The 17887-nt window shown below is 60.9% G+C and carries 14 protein-coding genes; 2 read left to right on the top strand and 12 right to left on the bottom strand.

The window, feature by feature from the left end; all coding sequences use genetic code 11:
• Positions 1-18 precede the first annotated feature (18 nt).
• The 7 genes from ACVVH8_RS17415 to ACVVH8_RS17385 form a co-directional block, all read right to left on the bottom strand.
• Positions 19-1656, bottom strand: a complete 1638-nt coding sequence (locus ACVVH8_RS17415; RefSeq protein WP_475225192.1) for a BatD family protein — start codon at positions 1654-1656, stop codon at positions 19-21.
• Positions 1653-3389: a tetratricopeptide repeat protein gene (locus ACVVH8_RS17410; protein ID WP_475225190.1), complete on the bottom strand. Its 1737-nt coding sequence runs from the start codon at positions 3387-3389 to the stop codon at positions 1653-1655. Before ACVVH8_RS17410 ends, ACVVH8_RS17415 begins: the two co-directional genes overlap by 4 nt.
• Complete coding sequence (locus tag ACVVH8_RS17405) at positions 3386-4465, bottom strand: vWA domain-containing protein (RefSeq protein WP_475225187.1); 1080 nt, start codon at positions 4463-4465, stop codon at positions 3386-3388. The genes ACVVH8_RS17410 and ACVVH8_RS17405 overlap by 4 nt, the downstream gene beginning before the upstream one ends.
• Entirely contained in the window at positions 4458-4955 is a 498-nt protein-coding gene (locus ACVVH8_RS17400; RefSeq protein WP_475225184.1) for a DUF4381 domain-containing protein, read from the bottom strand. The genes ACVVH8_RS17405 and ACVVH8_RS17400 overlap by 8 nt, the downstream gene beginning before the upstream one ends.
• Entirely contained in the window at positions 4952-5896 is a 945-nt protein-coding gene (locus ACVVH8_RS17395) for a DUF58 domain-containing protein (RefSeq protein ID WP_103305775.1), read from the bottom strand. Before ACVVH8_RS17395 ends, ACVVH8_RS17400 begins: the two co-directional genes overlap by 4 nt.
• Positions 5897-5901: 5 nt before the next feature.
• Positions 5902-6861 (bottom strand): AAA family ATPase, encoded by a 960-nt coding sequence (locus tag ACVVH8_RS17390; protein WP_003218556.1) that lies wholly within the window; start codon positions 6859-6861, stop codon positions 5902-5904.
• 335 nt (positions 6862-7196) lie between these two features.
• Complete coding sequence (locus ACVVH8_RS17385; RefSeq protein WP_103305776.1) at positions 7197-7550, bottom strand: hypothetical protein; 354 nt, start codon at positions 7548-7550, stop codon at positions 7197-7199.
• A 504-nt stretch (positions 7551-8054) separates the two neighbouring features.
• Here ACVVH8_RS17385 and ACVVH8_RS17380 point away from each other — a divergent pair.
• Complete coding sequence (locus tag ACVVH8_RS17380; RefSeq protein WP_475225182.1) at positions 8055-12950, top strand: NAD-glutamate dehydrogenase; 4896 nt, start codon at positions 8055-8057, stop codon at positions 12948-12950.
• 174 nt (positions 12951-13124) lie between these two features.
• Here the strand turns inward: ACVVH8_RS17380 and ACVVH8_RS17375 are convergent, their stop codons facing one another.
• From ACVVH8_RS17375 to pdxR, 4 genes are all read right to left on the bottom strand, one after another.
• On the bottom strand, positions 13125-13838 hold the full coding sequence (locus ACVVH8_RS17375; RefSeq protein ID WP_475225179.1) for an ATPase: 714 nt from the start codon (positions 13836-13838) through the stop codon (positions 13125-13127).
• A 228-nt stretch (positions 13839-14066) separates the two neighbouring features.
• Positions 14067-14471 (bottom strand): cupin domain-containing protein, encoded by a 405-nt coding sequence (locus ACVVH8_RS17370; RefSeq protein WP_315447773.1) that lies wholly within the window; start codon positions 14469-14471, stop codon positions 14067-14069.
• Positions 14472-14698: 227 nt separating this feature from the next.
• Positions 14699-14992 carry a putative quinol monooxygenase gene (locus tag ACVVH8_RS17365; protein ID WP_103307409.1) on the bottom strand — a complete coding sequence of 98 codons (294 nt, stop codon included), beginning with the start codon at positions 14990-14992 and terminating at the stop codon, positions 14699-14701.
• 123 nt (positions 14993-15115) lie between these two features.
• Entirely contained in the window at positions 15116-16549 is a 1434-nt protein-coding gene (pdxR, locus tag ACVVH8_RS17360; protein WP_475225176.1) for a MocR-like pyridoxine biosynthesis transcription factor PdxR, read from the bottom strand.
• 309 nt (positions 16550-16858) lie between these two features.
• Here pdxR and ACVVH8_RS17355 point away from each other — a divergent pair, with 309 nt between their 5' ends.
• Positions 16859-17299: a carboxymuconolactone decarboxylase family protein gene (locus ACVVH8_RS17355; protein ID WP_401296946.1), complete on the top strand. Its 441-nt coding sequence runs from the start codon at positions 16859-16861 to the stop codon at positions 17297-17299.
• Between the two features lie 270 nt (positions 17300-17569).
• Here the strand turns inward: ACVVH8_RS17355 and ACVVH8_RS17350 are convergent, their stop codons facing one another.
• Entirely contained in the window at positions 17570-17884 is a 315-nt protein-coding gene (locus ACVVH8_RS17350; RefSeq protein WP_475225174.1) for a hypothetical protein, read from the bottom strand.
• Positions 17885-17887: the final 3 nt, after the last annotated feature.

Raw genomic sequence — 17887 nt, 5'->3', positions numbered from 1 at the left:
ATTTTCCTCAGCTATTTTTTACTTCGGATAAAGCGGCGGCAACCCGCTGTCACCCACCGGATCCTGCACCCGTTCCGCCGCCGGAATCGCGCGGATCGCCCGCCACAAATCCTCACCTTGCCAATGCTGCCCCGTCTCGCTGTACAGCGCACCATTGAGCCCATCCAGCGCATCCGACAACGGCACAAACCGCGCCGCCATGTCCGCCAGTGTCTCCGGCTGCTGACGCGCCCATGCATCCAGTGCCTGCCGCGTCGCCTGCGGGTCATTCGCCTGGCTCGCACGCTTGATGTCGTCCATCAAGGTGCGCGGGCTCGGGCCGGTTTGGGCGGCGCGATGCACTGCCGGTTGCCAGCGTGCGCGCCACCAGAGGCCGAAGCCGATGAGGGTGGTGCAGGCGAGGATCAGGGTGCTGAGTTTCCACCACCACAACACATCGTTATCGACGCTTCCCGGTTGCAGGTTGCCGGCCGGGGTGTCGACTTGCAGGCTCGGGTTGTTCGCCACTTGCAGGGTGCGCGCTGGCAGGCTGGTGTGTTCCAGATGGTCTTCGAAGGTGTTCCACCACACCACATCGACCGTCGGTAAATCAATCGAGCCACTGCGGCTCGGCACCAGGGCTTCGCGTTCTTCACGGCTGCCGATCAGGCCCCGGTCGCTGCTCTGGTTGCTCAGCACCGGTTGATCCGGATAGCGGCGCAGGCCGTTGACTTCGGTGGCGGGCAGCGCTGGCAGTTGCGAGCTGGCCAAGCCTTCGACTTTCAGCGTCAGGCTGCGGGTCAGGGAGTCGCCGACCTGGATGTGCTCCGGCTCCGGGTTCCAGCTCTCGCTCAGGCTCAGGCTGCGCGCCGGTAGCCACGGCGAATCGGCGGGGTAGGTCTGCGGCTTGGGCTTGACGGTCAGGGGGATTTCGGCGGAACTGACGCGCATCAATTTGCCGGCCTTTGGCCCTTGTGCGCTGGCGTCCTGGGCCGGCTGCGTGTCGACCAGCGTCGCGCTGAACGTCTGCGGCACGATGGTCAGCAACCCGCTGTGCTGCGGATAGATCGCATAGCGCATCTCGATCACGCCATGGCGCACACCGTTGATGTCTTTTTCGTATGTGCGGGTGTCGCCCAACTGCTCAACCCGCGCATCGGCGATTTGCAGCGGGGTCAGGCTGCTGTCGTCATACAACGAGACCGAATGGTAGATGCGCAGGGTCAGAATCGACTGGGCCTGTACGTAAACACTGGACTGGTCGAGGCTGGCCTCGATGAACACCGGATCGAGGTTGTTCTTCTCGTCACGAGTGTCACTTTCGACCACTTGCACGGTGATCGGCTGGCTCTGCACATCACCGACTTGCAGCGGCGGAATGACCACGCTGCCGTTCTCTTTCGGCAACAGGGTGATGATCCAGCGCGTGGTCGCGCGGTTGTCGCCATTGAGGGTGTTGAGTTGGTTGACTTGCCGCGTGCCGCGCACTTCGAACAACGCTTCCAGCGGGGCCAGGTCGGGTTTGCCGAACTGGGTGACGTCGCTGGTTTCGAGAGTGAGTTCGACCGTCTCGCCGGAATTCAGGCGGCTGCGATCCACACTGGCGGTCAGCTCGGCCGCATTGGCGGTGGCCGTGCAGAGCAGCAGGGGCAGCAAGAGCGCGGTGAAACGGTTCATCGAGTGTTTTCCTGATCCTGATGTTGTTGCTGTTCGTACCAGAATTTGCGTCGCAGCAATTCGCCCGGATCGTCCGGGATCTTGCCCAGCCATTGTTCCAGTGCCTGGCGTTGCTCGCCTTCGAGGTTGTCCTCGCTCGGGCGCAGGGTCGGCACGGTGTCGGTTTGTTCTTCCTCAACGCTGCCCGTTAGTTCGTCGGGGCCTGGCTGCGGTGGTGTGGTTGGCGGCGGTTCGCTGGCCGGCTCGGCGGGCTGCGCCTCGCTCTGTGTTTCACTTTTCACTGCCGGCGGCGGTGCAGTCGCTGGCGGCGGTTCATCGCCGGGCAGGTTTTGCTCGCTGGGCTTGTTTTCCGGCTCGGCGGGCGGCGGGGTGTTTTTCTGCTTCAGCAGGTTTTCCACCAGGGCCTTGTTGGTCTGTGCCGGGCGCAAGTCCGGTTGCAGTTCCAACGCCTGTTCATAGGCGTCGATCGCTGCGTCCAGCTCGCCGCTTTTCGCCAGCGCGTTACCACGATTGTAGTGAGCGCGGGCATCGCTGCCTTCGGCGAAACGCTGGGCGGCGCCACTGTAGTCGCCGGCCTCGTACAACGCCACCCCTTGCCACTGGTGATCGTCAAAATGTTGCGCCGCTTCGGCCGGGCGTTTCTGTTTGAGCAGGTGCAGGCCTTGCTGGTCTGGGCGCAGCCAGAGGTCTTCGAAATCGAAAGCGTAGCTCGGTTGCGGCAGGCACAACAGCAACGGCAAACAGAACAGCCAGCCGCGCCGTCCGGCACACCCGGCCAATAACAACAGCGGCAACAGCAGCCAGTAACCCTGATCGGCCCAGGTATCCAGGCGTACGGTCTGGCCGTCGTCGCGCAGGCTGCGCGGGCCGTCGAGCAGGCCGAGGGCAGCTAGATCGCCTTCGTCCAGACGGGCAGGGTGGTATTCGCCGCCGACGCTATTGAGGAATGCGCTCAGGCCTGGACTGTCGAGTTGCGGCACGCGAATCGCGCCTTGTTCGTCCTTGAGGAAACTGCCGTCCTCTTGAGCGATCGGTGCACCTTCAGCGGTGCCGATGCCGAGCATCAACAATTGCGCCGATTGTCCGCTGAGTGCGCGGCGAATGCCTTGGCGTTCCTCTTCGCTCAGCGATGAGCCGATCAGCAAAATTCGCCCCTGACCCAGCGCGCCCTGTTTCAGCAGCGCCAGTGCTTTGCCAACGGCCAGATCGGCGCGATGGCCGCTTTCCGGCATCAGCGATGGCTTGAGCGCATCGAGCAGATTACGACTGGTCGCGAGGTCATCCGACAGCGGCACCAGCGTGTGCGCGCTGCCGGCGTAGACGACGATGGCGGTCTGCGCATCGCTGCGCGCCTGCAACAGATCGAACAGCTTGCGCCGCGCCTGTTCCAGTCGCGTCGGCGGCGAATCGGTGGCGAGCATTTCCGGGGTCAGTTCCAGCACCACCACTAACGGGTCGGCAGGTTTCTGGCTGGTCTGTTCGACGCGTTCCCAGCTCGGCCCGAGCAGCGCCAGAATCGTCAGCAGCCACGCCACACCCAGGGCGACCCACGGCAGTTTGCTGTCGCGGCCGTTACCGCCGCTGAGCAGCGTGGCATGGAACGCCGGCGGCAGAATCATCTGCCAGCGCCCGGCGCGTTTCTGCCGATGCCAGAGTTGCCAGAGCAGCCAGCCGAGCAGCGGCAACAGCAGCAGCCACCAGGGACGGAACCAGTGCGGCCAGAGGGCGATCATCGACGCCTCCGCAGACGCAGGCGCTTGAGGCGCTCGCGCCAGTCAGGCAACGGACTTTGCAGATACAGCTCCTTGGTGAACAGGCGTTGCAGCGGGTTATCCGGCCACAATTCGCGCGCAACCAGCAGCAGGCTCAACCACAAGGCCAACGCCAGCGGCCAGTGATACAAGGCTTGCGCCGGCCGGGCCTGGGTCGGTTGCTGGGTGACCGGTTCGAGCTGGTCGAGGGTGTCCTTGATCGCTTGCAGCTCTTTGCCGTCGTGGGCGCGGAAATACTGGCCGCCGGTTACTTCGGCGATGGCTTTGAGCGCCGGCTCGTCGAGATCAAGGCTCGGGTTGACCCCGAGCAGCGCTGTGGAGCCACTTTCTTCCGGGTTGGCGCCAATGCCGATCGGGTAGATCTTCACGCCTTCACTCGCCGCCAGTTTTGCCGCGGTCAGTGGATCGATTTCACCGCCATTGTTGGCGCCGTCGGTGACCAGAATCAGCACGCGACTTTGCGCCGGGCGCATGCGCAGGCGTTTCAGGGCCAGACCGATGGCATCGCCAATGGCGGTGTTCTTGCCGGCAATGCCGATGCGCGCTTCGTCGAGCCAGACGCGCACGGTGTGGCGGTCGAAGGTCAGCGGCGCCTGCAGATAGGCCTGACTGCCGAACAGGATCAAGCCGACGCGGTCGCCGTCACGGCTTTCGAGGAAATCGCCGAGCAAGTGCTGCACAAGATTCAGTCGGCTGACGTCTTCGTCCTGCCATTGCATGTCGGGGAAGTCCATCGAACCGGACACGTCGACGGCAACCAACAGATCACGCCCACTGGCCGCAATCGGCAGCGGCTCACCGAGCCATTGCGGACGGGCAGCGGCGGTCAGCAGCAACAGCCACAACAGCATGAACGGTGCCTGTTGGCGCCACGCCGGCAGGTTGGCGCGGGCGCGGCGGCGAGCGAGGCCTTCGAGGTCGGCGAGGAAACTGACTTTCAGCGCCGGCTCGCCGCTGTCGGCCACCGGCAGTACAAGGCGCATCAACCACGGCAGCGGCAACAGCGCGAAAATCCACGGCCAGGCGAACTCAAACATGTTTGCGAATCCACGTGTCGACGGCCTGGGTCAGGCCGGCGATGGCTTTGTCGTCGAGTTTGCATTCCGGTTTGTACGCGCCTTCGACCAGCACCATCCAGCGTGTCAGGCCGGCGGCCGGGCAGCGGTTGTCGAGGAACGCCAGCCATTTGCGGCCATTGAGGGTGTGGCTCTGGCTGTAGGGATAGTGGTTGCGGCACAAGCGCTTGAGCAGGCCGTTGAGCTGTTGCAGCCACGCCCCGGCCGGGGCGCCGTCGTAAGGTTTGGGCATCTGCGCCAGTTCTGCGAGGGCGGCGACGCGCACCGGGTCGAGTGGTTGTTCGGCGCGGATGATCGGGCGTTTCTTCATCGGAATGAAACGCCGCAGGCGCCACACGGCGAAACCGAGCAGCGGCAGCAACAGAAGCAGCAGCCACCAGCCCGGCGCCGGTGGCCAGAAGGCAATCGGTGGCGGCGAGATCAGCGGTTGCAGTTGTTCGAGGCCGTTCATCGACCTTTCCCTGGGCGCTGCGGATTGAGGAACTCGCGCATCTGCTCGACCATTTCACTCTGCGTGCTCAGCGGCATCAGCAGCACCCGCAACTTCTGCGCGAGCAATTCCCAACGGGCGATTCGCGCTTCGGCCTGAGCGCGATAGGTCTGGCGCAGGTCGAAGTTGAGGGTGTCGAGTTCCAGTTGCGCGCCGCGTTCGGCGAATCTTAAAAGCCCGGCAGCGGGCAGGGCGTGATCGAGCGGATCGGACAGCGGCAGCATCAGCAGGTCGCAGTGACGCGACAGCAGGCTCAGTTGCTGCTCGGCGCTGTCGGACAGCGCACGCTCATCACAAATCACGATTACCAGACTGCCCGGGCGCAGCACTTCACGGGCACGGCGCAGGGCGACGCCAAACGCATCGCGATCCGGCTCACGCTCGCTGTGCAGCGACTGATTGACCTTCACCAAGCGGTTGAGCAATTGCAGCAGGCTTTGTTTGCTGCGCCGTGGCTTGATTTCGTAGTGCTCGTTGTCGCCGAACACCAGCCCGCCAACGCGATCGTTATGGCCCAGTGCGGCCCAGCCGATCAACGCCGCCGCTTGCGCCGCCAGCACCGATTTGAACATCAGCCCGGAGCCGAAAAACAGCCGCGTGCTTTGCTCGACCATGATGAAAATCGGCCGCTCGCGTTCCTCATGGAACAGCTTGGTGTGCGGTTCTTGCGTGCGTGCCGTCACCCGCCAGTCGATGGTGCGCACGTCGTCGCCGGCCTGATAGACCCGCACCTGATCGAAGTCGACCCCGCGACCACGGAATTTCGAGTGATGCAGGCCGATCAGCGGGCTGCGCTGGCTCGGCGTGGAAAACAGCTGCACTTCGCGCACCCGGTGACGCATCTCGATCAGCTCGGCGAGGCTGACGCGGATGCCCGGTTCGGACGGCAGAGGGGCGTTCATGGGGGTCAAGCGACGGCTACGACGTCGAGAATCCGCTGCACCACCCGATCCTGATCGATGCCGGCGGCTTCGGCTTCAAACGACAGAATGATGCGGTGACGCAACACGTCGAACAGCACCGCTTGGATGTCTTCCGGGCTGACGAAATCGCGACCGGCCAGCCAGGCGTGGGCGCGGGCGCAGCGGTCGAGGGCGATCGAGCCACGCGGGCTGGCGCCGTAAGCGATCCACTCGGCCATCTCCGGGTCGAACTTGGCCGGGGTGCGCGTGGCCATGACCAGTTGCACCAGGTATTCCTCCACGGCGTCGGCCATGTACAAACCGAGGATTTCCTTGCGCGCGGCGAAGATCGCCTGCTGGCTGACACGACGCTCGGGCTTGGTCTCGCCGTTCAGCGCTTCGCCACGGGCCTGCTGGAGGATGCGGCGTTCGACGGCAGCGTCCGGGAAACCGATTTTCACGTGCATCAGGAAACGGTCGAGCTGGGCTTCCGGCAGCGGGTAAGTGCCTTCCTGCTCGATCGGGTTCTGCGTGGCCATTACCAGAAACAGCGGCGACAGTTCGTAGGTGCTGCGGCCGACACTCACCTGACGTTCGGCCATGGCTTCGAGCAGCGCCGATTGCACCTTGGCCGGGGCGCGGTTGATTTCGTCCGCCAGTACCAGGTTGTGGAAGATCGGCCCTTGCTGGAACACGAAACTGCCGGTTTCCGGGCGATAGATCTCGGTGCCGGTGATGTCGGCGGGCAGCAGGTCAGGGGTGAACTGGATGCGATGGAACTGGGCTTCGATGCCCTCGGCGAGTTCTTTGATCGCTTTGGTCTTGGCCAGCCCTGGCGCGCCCTCGACCAGCATGTGGCCGTCGGCGAGCAGGGCGATGAGCAACCGCTCGATGAGTTTTTCCTGGCCGAGAATCTGCGTTGAAAGAAAGGTTCGCAGCGCCAGCAGCGCTTCACGATGTTCCATCGATGACTGTTCCTGGAAAGGGATGGCCACGGGCGTTCGGATAACGCCGGGGCTGGGGGCGTTACTTTAATCCATCGCGGGGGGTGGCGACTAACGGCATTTTGCGCAAAGTGCGGGAAATGACTGGGGGATTTGTTGGATTTTTGTAGCGGGGGAGTGTTGGGGGTGACTGTTCTGGCCTCATCGCTGGCAAGCCAGCTCCCACAGGTTCAGGGTTGTGCATGCGATTTGTGCAACACAGCCCCCACAGTTATCTGTGGTGTGCATGCGATTTGTGCAACACATCGATCACTGTGGGAGCTGGCTTGCCAGCGATGGGGCCAGCCTAGGCAACATCAAATCTCGTTAATGAAGGTACCCGTCCCATCAAGGATGTTCGTCAAGGTCTCGACAACCTCATCCAGATCCACCATGTCCGGGTTAAAGCTGATCTCCAGCACATCATCCCCGTTCAACGCATCGGCATCCGCTGCAGCGATTTCGATCTTCAACAGGTTCGAGGTCAGGGTGACTTTCACCCCATCCAGCGTCGAAGGCTCGCCATCCAGCGTAATCTCCAGCTCATCCTCATCCGGATAACGGCTCATCAGAAACATGTCGCCCTTGTCGCTGTGGCAGCAGAGCATGGCCATGTTGTCTTCTTCGTCATCGCACGGGTTGACGATCAGTAGGGCGGTGGTCATTTGCATGGGGAATTCCTGCCTCGTAGGGCGTGTTGGTCGCAATTGGGCGCGATTCTGCCAGCCCTCGGGAATTTCTGCATGTGAGAGTGTCAGAGGATGTGTCGTGTACGCGACACAGGTCAATGGTCATTTCTGGCACGCATGTACCGTAAATACGGGCATTCGAGCCGCTGTTTTTCTTAATGCCTGCTAGTGTTTACCGGTGCCAAAGCCTTGGTTTACGTGCCAATGACCGAATATGTCGCAGCACCGCAAGCAGACACATTGTCGCACCCATTAAGCTGCGCAACGGATGAGCACCCGTAAAGGCATTGTTGGCAGCCCCGACAGTCGTTTTTGCAGATGCTCATTCTATGGAAGGTGAATGTGACCTGAGTGTCCCGTCCAGCTTCACCCACCTGTCCCCCTGTTTCCTCTGCCCGAGAATCAGGAGCAGGGTGACTTGAACCCCGAAAGGGGTGTTGCACGCGACGCTTTCCATCAATAACAAGCTTAAGCGGAGTACCACAGATGGCGTTCTTCACCGCAGCCAGCAAAGCCGACTTCCAGCACCAACTGCAAGCGGCACTGGCGCAGCACATCAGTGAACAGGCACTGCCACAAGTGGCGCTGTTCGCTGAACAATTCTTCGGCATCATTTCCCTGGACGAGCTGACTCAACGTCGCCTCTCCGACCTCGCTGGCTGTACTCTTTCTGCGTGGCGCCTGCTTGAGCGCTTCGATCACGCGCAACCGCAAGTGCGCGTCTACAACCCTGATTACGAGCGTCATGGCTGGCAGTCGACCCACACCGCGGTCGAAGTCCTGCACCACGACCTGCCATTTCTGGTCGACTCGGTCCGCACCGAGCTGAACCGCCGCGGCTACAGCATCCACACCCTGCAAACCACCGTGCTCAGCGTACGTCGTGGCAGCAAGGGCGAACTGCTGGAAATTCTGCCAAAAGGCAGCACCGGCGAAGGTGTTCTGCACGAATCGCTGATGTACCTGGAAATCGACCGCTGCGCGAACGCGGCCGAACTGAATGTGCTGAGCAAAGAGCTGGAACAGGTTCTCGGTGAAGTCCGCGTCGCGGTCGCCGATTTCGAGCCGATGAAAGCCAAGGTGCAGGAAATCCTCACCAAGCTCGACAACAGCGCGTTCGCCGTCGATACCGACGAAAAGAACGAAATCAAAAGCTTCCTGGAATGGCTGGTGGGCAACCACTTCACCTTCCTCGGCTACGAAGAATTCGTGGTCACCGATCAGGCTGATGGCGGCCACATCGAGTACGACCAGAACTCTTTCCTCGGCCTGACCAAACTGCTGCGCACCGGCCTGACCTACGATGACCTGCGCATCGAAGACTACGCGGTGAACTACCTGCGCGAACCGACCCTGTTGTCGTTCGCCAAGGCAGCGCACCCGAGCCGCGTACACCGTCCGGCTTACCCGGACTACGTGTCGATCCGTGAAATCGACGCTGACGGCAAAGTCATCAAGGAACACCGCTTCATGGGCCTGTACACCTCGTCGGTGTATGGCGAGAGCGTGCGGGTCATCCCGTTCATCCGCCGCAAGGTCGAAGAAATCGAAACCCGCTCCGGCTTCCAGTCCAAGGCTCACCTGGGCAAGGAACTGGCGCAGGTCCTCGAAGTGCTGCCGCGTGATGACCTGTTCCAGACCCCGGTCGATGAACTGTTCACCACCGTGATGTCGATCGTGCAGATCCAGGAACGCAACAAGATCCGCGTGTTCCTGCGCAAAGACCCGTACGGTCGTTTCTGCTACTGCCTGGCCTACGTGCCGCGCGACATCTATTCCACCGAAGTTCGCCAGAAGATCCAGCAAGTGCTGATGGAGCGCCTGAAGGCTTCCGATTGCGAATTCTGGACGTTCTTCTCCGAATCGGTTCTGGCGCGCGTGCAGTTGATCCTGCGTGTCGACCCGAAAAACCGTCTCGACATCGATCCGGTGCTGCTGGAAAAAGAAGTCGTCCAAGCGTGCCGCAGCTGGCAGGACGACTATGCTGCACTGACCGTCGAAAGCTTCGGCGAAGCCCACGGCACCAACGTGCTGGCCGACTTCCCGAAAGGCTTCCCGGCCGGTTACCGCGAGCGCTTTGCAGCGCATTCGGCCGTGGTCGACATGCAGCACCTGCTGAGCCTGAACGAAAAAAATCCGCTGGTGATGAGCTTCTATCAGCCGCTCGGCCAGGTCTCCGGCCAGCGCGAGCTGCATTGCAAGCTGTATCACGCCGACACCCCGTTGGCACTGTCCGACGTGTTGCCGATTCTGGAAAACCTCGGTCTGCGCGTACTGGGTGAATTCCCGTACCGTCTGCGTCACACCAATGGCCGCGAGTTCTGGATTCACGACTTCGCGTTCACCGCCGCTGAAGGCCTGGACCTCGACATCCAGCAACTCAACGACACCCTGCAGGACGCGTTCGTCCACATCGTTCGTGGCGACGCCGAAAACGATGCGTTCAACCGTCTGGTGCTGACCGCCGGTCTGCCATGGCGCGACGTGGCGCTGCTGCGCGCTTACGCGCGTTACCTGAAGCAGATTCGTCTGGGCTTCGATCTGGGCTACATCGCCAGCACCCTGAACAACCACACCGACATCGCTCGCGAACTGACCCGGTTGTTCAAGACACGCTTCTATCTGGCGCGCAAACTCAGCGACGACGATCTGGAAGACAAGCAACTGCGTCTGGAACAAGCGATTCTGACCGCACTGGACGACGTCCAGGTGCTCAACGAAGACCGCATCCTGCGTCGTTACCTCGACCTGATCAAAGCCACCCTGCGGACCAACTTCTATCAGACTGACGCCAACGGCCAGAACAAGTCGTACTTCAGCTTCAAGTTCAACCCGCACGCGATTCCTGAGCTGCCGAAGCCAGTGCCGAAGTTCGAAATCTTCGTTTACTCGCCGCGCGTTGAAGGCGTGCACCTGCGCTTCGGTAACGTCGCTCGTGGTGGTCTGCGCTGGTCCGACCGTGAAGAAGACTTCCGTACTGAAGTCCTCGGTCTGGTAAAAGCCCAGCAAGTGAAGAACTCGGTCATCGTGCCAGTGGGTGCGAAGGGCGGCTTCCTGCCGCGTCGTCTGCCACTGGGCGGCAGCCGTGACGAGATCGCGGCCGAGGGCATCGCCTGCTACCGCATCTTCATTTCGGGCCTGTTGGACATTACCGACAACCTGAAAGACGGCGCACTGGTGCCGCCATTGAACGTGGTTCGCCACGACGATGACGACCCCTACCTGGTAGTAGCGGCGGACAAGGGCACTGCAACCTTCTCCGACATCGCCAACGGCATCGCCATCGACTATGGCTTCTGGCTGGGTGACGCGTTTGCGTCCGGTGGTTCGGCCGGTTACGACCACAAGAAAATGGGCATTACCGCCAAAGGCGCGTGGGTTGGCGTACAGCGTCACTTCCGCGAGCGCGGCATCAATGTCCAGGAAGACAGCATCACCGTGGTCGGCGTGGGTGACATGGCCGGTGACGTGTTTGGTAACGGCCTGTTGATGTCCGACAAGCTGCAACTGGTCGCTGCGTTCAACCACCTGCACATCTTCATCGACCCGAACCCGAACCCGGCGACCAGTTTCGTCGAGCGTCAACGCATGTTTGACCTGCCGCGTTCGGCCTGGACCGACTACGACACCAGCATCATGTCCGAAGGTGGCGGTATCTTCTCGCGTAGCGCGAAGAGCATCGCGATCTCCCCGCAGATGCAGGAACGCTTCGACATCAAGGCTGACAAGCTGACCCCGACCGAACTGCTGAATGCCTTGCTCAAGGCACCGGTGGATCTGCTGTGGAACGGCGGTATCGGTACTTACGTCAAGGCCAGCACTGAAAGCCACGCCGATGTCGGCGACAAGGCCAACGATGCGCTGCGCGTGAACGGCAACGAGCTGCGCTGCAAAGTCGTGGGCGAGGGCGGTAACCTCGGCATGACCCAACTGGGTCGTGTGGAATTCGGTCTGAATGGCGGCGGCTCCAACACCGACTTCATCGACAACGCCGGTGGCGTCGACTGCTCCGACCACGAAGTAAACATCAAGATCCTGCTGAACGAAGTGGTTCAGGCCGGTGACATGACCGACAAGCAACGCAACCAGTTGCTGGCGAGCATGACCGACGAAGTCGGCAATCTGGTGCTGGGCAACAACTACAAGCAGACTCAGGCCCTGTCCCTGGCAGCGCGTCGTGCCTACGAGCGCATCGCTGAGTACAAGCGTCTGATGGGTGATCTGGAAGGCCGTGGCAAGCTGGACCGCGCCATCGAGTTCCTGCCGACCGAAGAGCAGATCAACGAGCGTATCGCTGAAGGCCACGGCCTGACCCGTCCTGAGCTGTCGGTACTGATCTCCTACAGCAAGATCGACCTCAAAGAGCAGCTGTTGGGCTCTTTGGTGCCGGACGACGACTACCTGACCCGCGACATGGAAACGGCGTTCCCGCCGACCCTGGTCAGCAAGTTCTCCGAAGCCATGCGTCGTCACCGTCTGAAGCGCGAGATCGTCAGCACCCAGATCGCCAACGACCTGGTCAACCACATGGGCATCACCTTCGTTCAACGACTCAAAGAGTCGACCGGCATGAGCCCGGCGAACGTGGCTGGCGCCTATGTGATCGTGCGCGACATCTTCCACCTCCCGCACTGGTTCCGTCAGATCGAAGCGCTGGACTACCAAGTCAGCGCTGACGTACAGCTGGAACTGATGGACGAGCTGATGCGTCTAGGCCGCCGTGCCACGCGCTGGTTCCTGCGTGCTCGCCGCAACGAGCAGAACGCTGCCCGTGACGTCGCGCATTTCGGTCCGCACCTGAAAGAGCTGGGTCTGAAACTCGACGAGCTGCTGAGCGGCGAAATCCGTGAAAACTGGCAGGCGCGTTATCAGGCGTATGTCGAAGCCGGCGTACCGGAACTGCTGGCGCGTATGGTTGCGGGCACCTCGCACCTGTACACGCTGCTGCCGATCATCGAAGCCTCCGACGTGACTGGCCAGAACCCGGCCGAAGTGGCCAAGGCCTACTTCGCTGTGGGCAGTGCGCTGGACATCACCTGGTACCTGCAACAGATCAGCGCGCTGCCGGTTGAAAACAACTGGCAAGCCCTGGCCCGTGAAGCGTTCCGCGATGACGTCGACTGGCAGCAACGTGCGATCACCATCTCCGTCCTGCAACAGGGCGACGGCACTCAGGACGTGGAAGCACGCCTGGCGCTGTGGATGGAACAGCACGAAAGCATGATCTCGCGCTGGCGCGCCATGCTGGTAGAAATCCGTGCGGCGAGCGGCACGGACTACGCCATGTATGCGGTGGCCAACCGTGAACTGCTGGATCTGGCGTTGAGTGGGCAAGCGGTAGTGCCTGCGGTGACTGCGAATGCCGAGCTTGAACTGGCGTAAGTAGTGGCTGAATGAAAAAGCCCCGGTGTCGTGAGATGCCGGGGCTTTTTTATGTCTGAGGGTTTTGTGGTGGCTGTTCTGGCCTCATCGCTGGCAAGCCAGCTCCCACAATGGTTTTGTGATCGACACAAGTGCCCTGTGGGAGCTGGCTTGCCAGCGATGAGGCCCTCACATTCAATACAACTTTTTATCCTGTTTACTATCAAGCATCGACACTTTATCTGTCGCCTTGGTCAATAAATTACTGAGCGACTGGTCAAACTTCTGCAACGCCCTTACTTGCACATCCTGCTGCTGATTAATATCCGCCACTATCTCTTCCGACCGCTTGAAGTCCGCCCACACCGGCGTCAATTCCCGCGCATCCGAACCTTTCGCCGTACCGATATAGTTCAACCGCGCATCATAAAAATCGGCACTGACATCCGCCTTGATATCGGAACTGCGCGAGGTGATCAACTGGCTGTGAGTGTCGATAATCGCCACCACATCCGGTCTGGCCGCACGCAGGCTCTGCATGTCCGGATACACCGTCACCGAGCCGAACTGACGCTGCAGCGAGGCGTTGACCCAATCCACCGCCATGTCGGGTTTTGAACTGGCGACGTAGGCGTCGTGAATCGGTTGCACCAGCAGGCTCTGGCCGAAACCGGTGCCGGCGTTGGCCTGATAGTTGCGAAGGTATTCGCGGTTGGTCTGGGTGCTCGGGCTGTAGACCACGCCGAGCGATACGCCGGGACCGCTTTTCACCTGGGCGGCGCTGCTGCGGCCGACCGGTTGGGTGAAGAGTGTGTCGAGGGATGAAACTGCTTTCGGTGCGGTCGGCACCGAGCAGGCGGAAAGTGCTAGAACCGATATCGCCAAGGTGCTGGCAAACGCAAGTTTCATGGTGTTTCTCCCGTGAAACAACATCAGTCGGAAAGTTTGAGTTGTCGTCGTTGACGACCGTTAATTGAGACTAAACCCGCTACGCTGTAAGCAACCTGACAATTTGCTGTCTGGTTTGCTGTTGAATAGTTTTATTTGCTGTAACGCGGGGCGGTTAATTGCGCCGGGAAATAAAAAGGCGCAAATCGATGATTTGCGCCTTTTTATTTATGGCTGATTAAACATCCATCAGTTTTTCAGCGGGATCAGCACTTGCTCATCCGGCGACAGCACCATGAACACCAACAACTTGGCCGGTTTGGTTTTGCTGGCATTTTTCGACACCAGATGTTCGGAGCCGGCAGGCTCGTACCAGAATTGGCCCTTCTTGTAGGTGATCGCCTGTTCGCCTTTTACCTGGGAAATGACTTCGCCTTCGAGTACGTAGGCCATGGCCGTGCCGTCGTGTTTGTGGGCAATGGAAGACTGGCCGGGTTTGTAGTCCACTTCGATCATCATGGCTTTTTTGCCGGGGGCGTTTTTCAGCATCTGGTCTTGCAGCACGGTGACTTTTTCGGACGGGTCGTGGGCGAAAGCGGCCGAGGCGCAAAGGCTCAGGGCGAGGGCGGCGGCGAAGAAGGGCAGGGCTTTCATGGCGGGTTACCTGTGAGGTTGGGGGTGCAATCACAGTAGTCCGCAGGGTGGCGCATTCAAACGGCCAATATTCGGGAAGATCAGGTGACCAATCTGTGGATCTTCAGTGCTTTCAAATAAGCCATCGCTGGCAAGCCAGCTCCCACAGGTTTTTGCGTCGTTCGTATGATTAATGAACGACACAAAACCCTGTGGGAGCCTGGCTTGCCAGCGATGGCGTCCGTAAGTCAAACGATGGGAAAGCTGTTGAAGTCGACGCTATTGGCCAACCGGCTATCGATCAGGTCAATAAACCCCTGCGCTTCGGGCCGGTTGAAATGCGCCTGCATCGCCGCCTCCGACTGCCAGCGCGCACTGACCGTCCAGCGGTGACTGTCCTCAGGGCAACGGTCGACCAGATAGGAATCGCAGCCCGGGGTTTCGCGCAGGGTTTCGACGATCTTCTGCAGTTGCCTGCCCAGTTCCTCCGAGCGGCCGGCGGCAGCCTGCACCTGGACCGTATTGATCACTTCGTTGGACATTGCTCACACTCCTGAATCAGGCCGGACGAATCCTGCTCATTGAGGGATAACGCCTGTGCAGAATAGGCCTGCACCTGTCGATCACCAATAACCAATCGGCGGTTAATCACCCAGACCAATCATTCAGGCAACTTGTTGCAGAATGTCGCGCAGGCGATCCAGAGCGATATCAATGTCGAGGGTTTCGATGGCGCCGAAGCCGAAGTACAGACCGTTTTTCGGCGGTTGCTGGTAATAGAAACCATTGATCGAATACAGGCCAACCTCGACCTTTTTCGCCAGTTCGATTACCAACGGCAAGTCGATCGGCACCTTGCAGAACACCGCCATGTGAAAGCCCGCGCTGGCCGGCACCGCGTCCAGCCATGGCGCCAGATCGGTGGCCATGCGCGCCAGAATCCGTTCGCGGCGCTGGGCATAAATGGTGTGGCAGCGGCGGATATGCTTGAGCAGGCAACCCTCGGCGATGAACTTGGCCAACGCCCATTGCGGGAGGGTTGAGGCGTGCAGGTCGGTGAGCTGTTTGGCGCGGATCACTGCCTCGAGAATGGCCGGCGGCAGGATCGCATAGCCCAGACGCAGCTCCGGTAACAGGGTTTTCGAGAAGGTGCCGACGTAGGCGACGATGCCGCGTTGATCGAGATTGAACAGCGAATCGGTGGGCCGGCCTTCATAGCGAAACTCACTGTCATAGTCGTCCTCGATGATGATTGCGCCCAGTTCATGGGCGCGGACCAGCAAGGCTTCGCGGCGTGCCTGACTCATCGGCATGCCCAGCGGGAACTGGTGCGAAGGCGTTACATAAATCAGCCGCGTACCGTCGGGAATCTGCTCGACGACAATCCCTTCAGCATCCACCGGCACACCGACCACCTCGGCGCCATGGGGACCGAACAACAGGCGTGCCGGCGGATACCCGGGGTCTTCCATGGCGACCAGACTGCCGGGGCGGATCAACACGCGAGTGATCAAGTCCAGCGCCTGTTGCGCGCCGTTGCACACGACGATGTCTTCATCCTGACAGTTGATCCCACGGGAAAACGCGATGTGCCGGGCAATCGCATTGCGCAGCGCCGGCAGGCCCTCGGCGACACTGTAGAAACCCTTGGACTGGCCCATCTGGCGCATCGCATGGGCGACGCAGCGGCGCCAGTCATCCTGCGGAAACTGGCCTTTGCTGGTGGCGCCGCCGATGAAGTCATAACGCAGCGAGCCTTCCAGCGTCGGGTGGCGCAGAAACACCGGCAGATTGCGCCAGCTCTCGATCACGTCGGCACTGGCCAGTTCGGTGTGGCTTTGCTTGCGCTGGATCTGCGCCGGGCGCGCGTTGACGTAGGTGCCTTTGCCGATCACTCCGGTGAGAAAGTTTTCGTAGGTCAGTTGTGCGTAGGTGTCGGAAATGGTCTTGCGCGAGATGCCCAGTTGCTCGGCGAGCAGACGGCTGGGTGGCAATTGCGTGCCGGCGGCCAGACGGCCGGACTCGATGGCCCCGCGCAGCTGCTGATACAACTGACCGGCGAGATCCTTGCGGCCGTTGATCACGACGTGAAGTTCCATACCGACGAGGCTCCCCGGGCAATTGAGTGTGCCGGCCAGATTACTCCCGTTTGTTTGGGGGGCAGTAGTTGCGTGGAGTAAAAAACTCGAATTGGTCACGTACCTTGTGGGAGCTGGCTTGCCAGCGATGAGGCCTTCGGATCCAGCATTAGTGTCAGCAGATATACCGCCATCGCTGGCAAGCCAGCTCCCACAGGGTCAGTGTGTGTCCGGATTCAGTGGTGTAGCGGTTTTCCGTGCAATTGGGGCTGTAATGCATCGCTGTCGGCGGTTACGGTGAAGTCATTATTCCGTCCACCGAGAACCGCCATGTCCCCGCGCCTGGATTACTACAACGCTTCGCCCAAGGCGATGAAAGCGATGATTGCCATGGAGGCGCTGACTGCCAACCTCAGTATCGAACAGCCACTGTTGCAACTGATCCGGATCCGCGCCTCGCAGCTCAATGGCTGTGCGTTCTGTACCGACATGCATTCGGTGGATGCGCGGCGCGCGGGGGAGAGTGATCGGCGTTTGTATGCGATCGCGGTGTGGCGCGACAGCAACTTCTTCAACCCGCGCGAGCGTGCGGCGTTGGCCTGGGCGGAGGCGGTGACGTTGTTGGCGGAAAGTCATGTGCCTGACGATATTTATCAGCAGGCCCGCGAGCAATTCAGCGAAGGGGAACTGGTCGACCTGACCATGGCCGTGACTACCATCAACAGCTGGAATCGTCTGGCCGTCAGCTTCCGCCAAACCCCAAGCGATTGAACACTACATGATCGTTCCCACGCTCTGCGTGGGAATGCTTCAACGGACGCTCCGCGTTCGGCTCTGGATGGGACGCAGAGCGTCCCGGGCTGCGTGCCCACGCGGAGCGTGGGAACGATCGGTAAACCCCAAGCGATTGAACACCACATGATCGTTCCCACGCTCTGCGTGGGAATGCCTCAACGGGCGCTCTGCGTTCGGCTCTGGATGGTACGCGGAGCGTCCCGGGCTGCGTGCCCACGCGGAGCGTGGGAACGATCAAGATCAAAATCATTGCGGTGGGCGTTGTGGTTTTACTGAGGTGCCGAAGGTGTTGCCCATCCGCGTACTGGTCGCCGCCGGCGTCGCGAGACCAAGCTGATTCGGCGGCCGTTTATTCACCGGCACATTCAGTGCTTCCTGATTCTTCTCCGCCGCCGCAGCGCCTTCCGGGTTGTTGCCCATCTGCTGGCTCAAGCAGTCGTAATTCGGCGCTTTGTAACCGCCGACCGTCACTTCCACACAACCCAACGGCTGCTCGGCATAAGCGCTCGACAGCGCCATCAACAACAGCCCGCCAAGGCTCAATCGCCACACTGTTTTCATGCT

The organism is Pseudomonas trutticola BRTCR10 (assembly GCF_056155105.1).
This window is presented reverse-complemented; position numbering and strand designations above follow the sequence as displayed.

Excerpts from the sequence above, each read along its gene's own strand:
- ACVVH8_RS17385 (WP_103305776.1), bottom strand. The coding sequence starts at position 7,550 with ATGCAAATGACCACCGCCCTACTGATCGTCAACCCGTGCGATGACGAA.
- ACVVH8_RS17390 (WP_003218556.1), bottom strand. The coding sequence starts at position 6,861 with ATGGAACATCGTGAAGCGCTGCTGGCGCTGCGAACCTTTCTTTCAACG.
- ACVVH8_RS17380 (WP_475225182.1), top strand. The coding sequence starts at position 8,055 with ATGGCGTTCTTCACCGCAGCCAGCAAAGCCGACTTCCAGCACCAACTG.
- ACVVH8_RS17415 (WP_475225192.1), bottom strand. The coding sequence starts at position 1,656 with ATGAACCGTTTCACCGCGCTCTTGCTGCCCCTGCTGCTCTGCACGGCC.
- ACVVH8_RS17410 (WP_475225190.1), bottom strand. The coding sequence starts at position 3,389 with ATGATCGCCCTCTGGCCGCACTGGTTCCGTCCCTGGTGGCTGCTGCTG.
- ACVVH8_RS17350 (WP_475225174.1), bottom strand. The coding sequence starts at position 17,884 with ATGAAAACAGTGTGGCGATTGAGCCTTGGCGGGCTGTTGTTGATGGCG.
- ACVVH8_RS17355 (WP_401296946.1), top strand. The coding sequence starts at position 16,859 with ATGTCCCCGCGCCTGGATTACTACAACGCTTCGCCCAAGGCGATGAAA.
- ACVVH8_RS17405 (WP_475225187.1), bottom strand. The coding sequence starts at position 4,465 with ATGTTTGAGTTCGCCTGGCCGTGGATTTTCGCGCTGTTGCCGCTGCCG.
- ACVVH8_RS17370 (WP_315447773.1), bottom strand. The coding sequence starts at position 14,471 with ATGAAAGCCCTGCCCTTCTTCGCCGCCGCCCTCGCCCTGAGCCTTTGC.
- pdxR (WP_475225176.1), bottom strand. The coding sequence starts at position 16,549 with ATGGAACTTCACGTCGTGATCAACGGCCGCAAGGATCTCGCCGGTCAG.
- ACVVH8_RS17395 (WP_103305775.1), bottom strand. The coding sequence starts at position 5,896 with ATGAACGCCCCTCTGCCGTCCGAACCGGGCATCCGCGTCAGCCTCGCC.
- ACVVH8_RS17365 (WP_103307409.1), bottom strand. The coding sequence starts at position 14,992 with ATGTCCAACGAAGTGATCAATACGGTCCAGGTGCAGGCTGCCGCCGGC.
- ACVVH8_RS17375 (WP_475225179.1), bottom strand. The coding sequence starts at position 13,838 with ATGAAACTTGCGTTTGCCAGCACCTTGGCGATATCGGTTCTAGCACTT.
- ACVVH8_RS17400 (WP_475225184.1), bottom strand. The coding sequence starts at position 4,955 with ATGAACGGCCTCGAACAACTGCAACCGCTGATCTCGCCGCCACCGATT.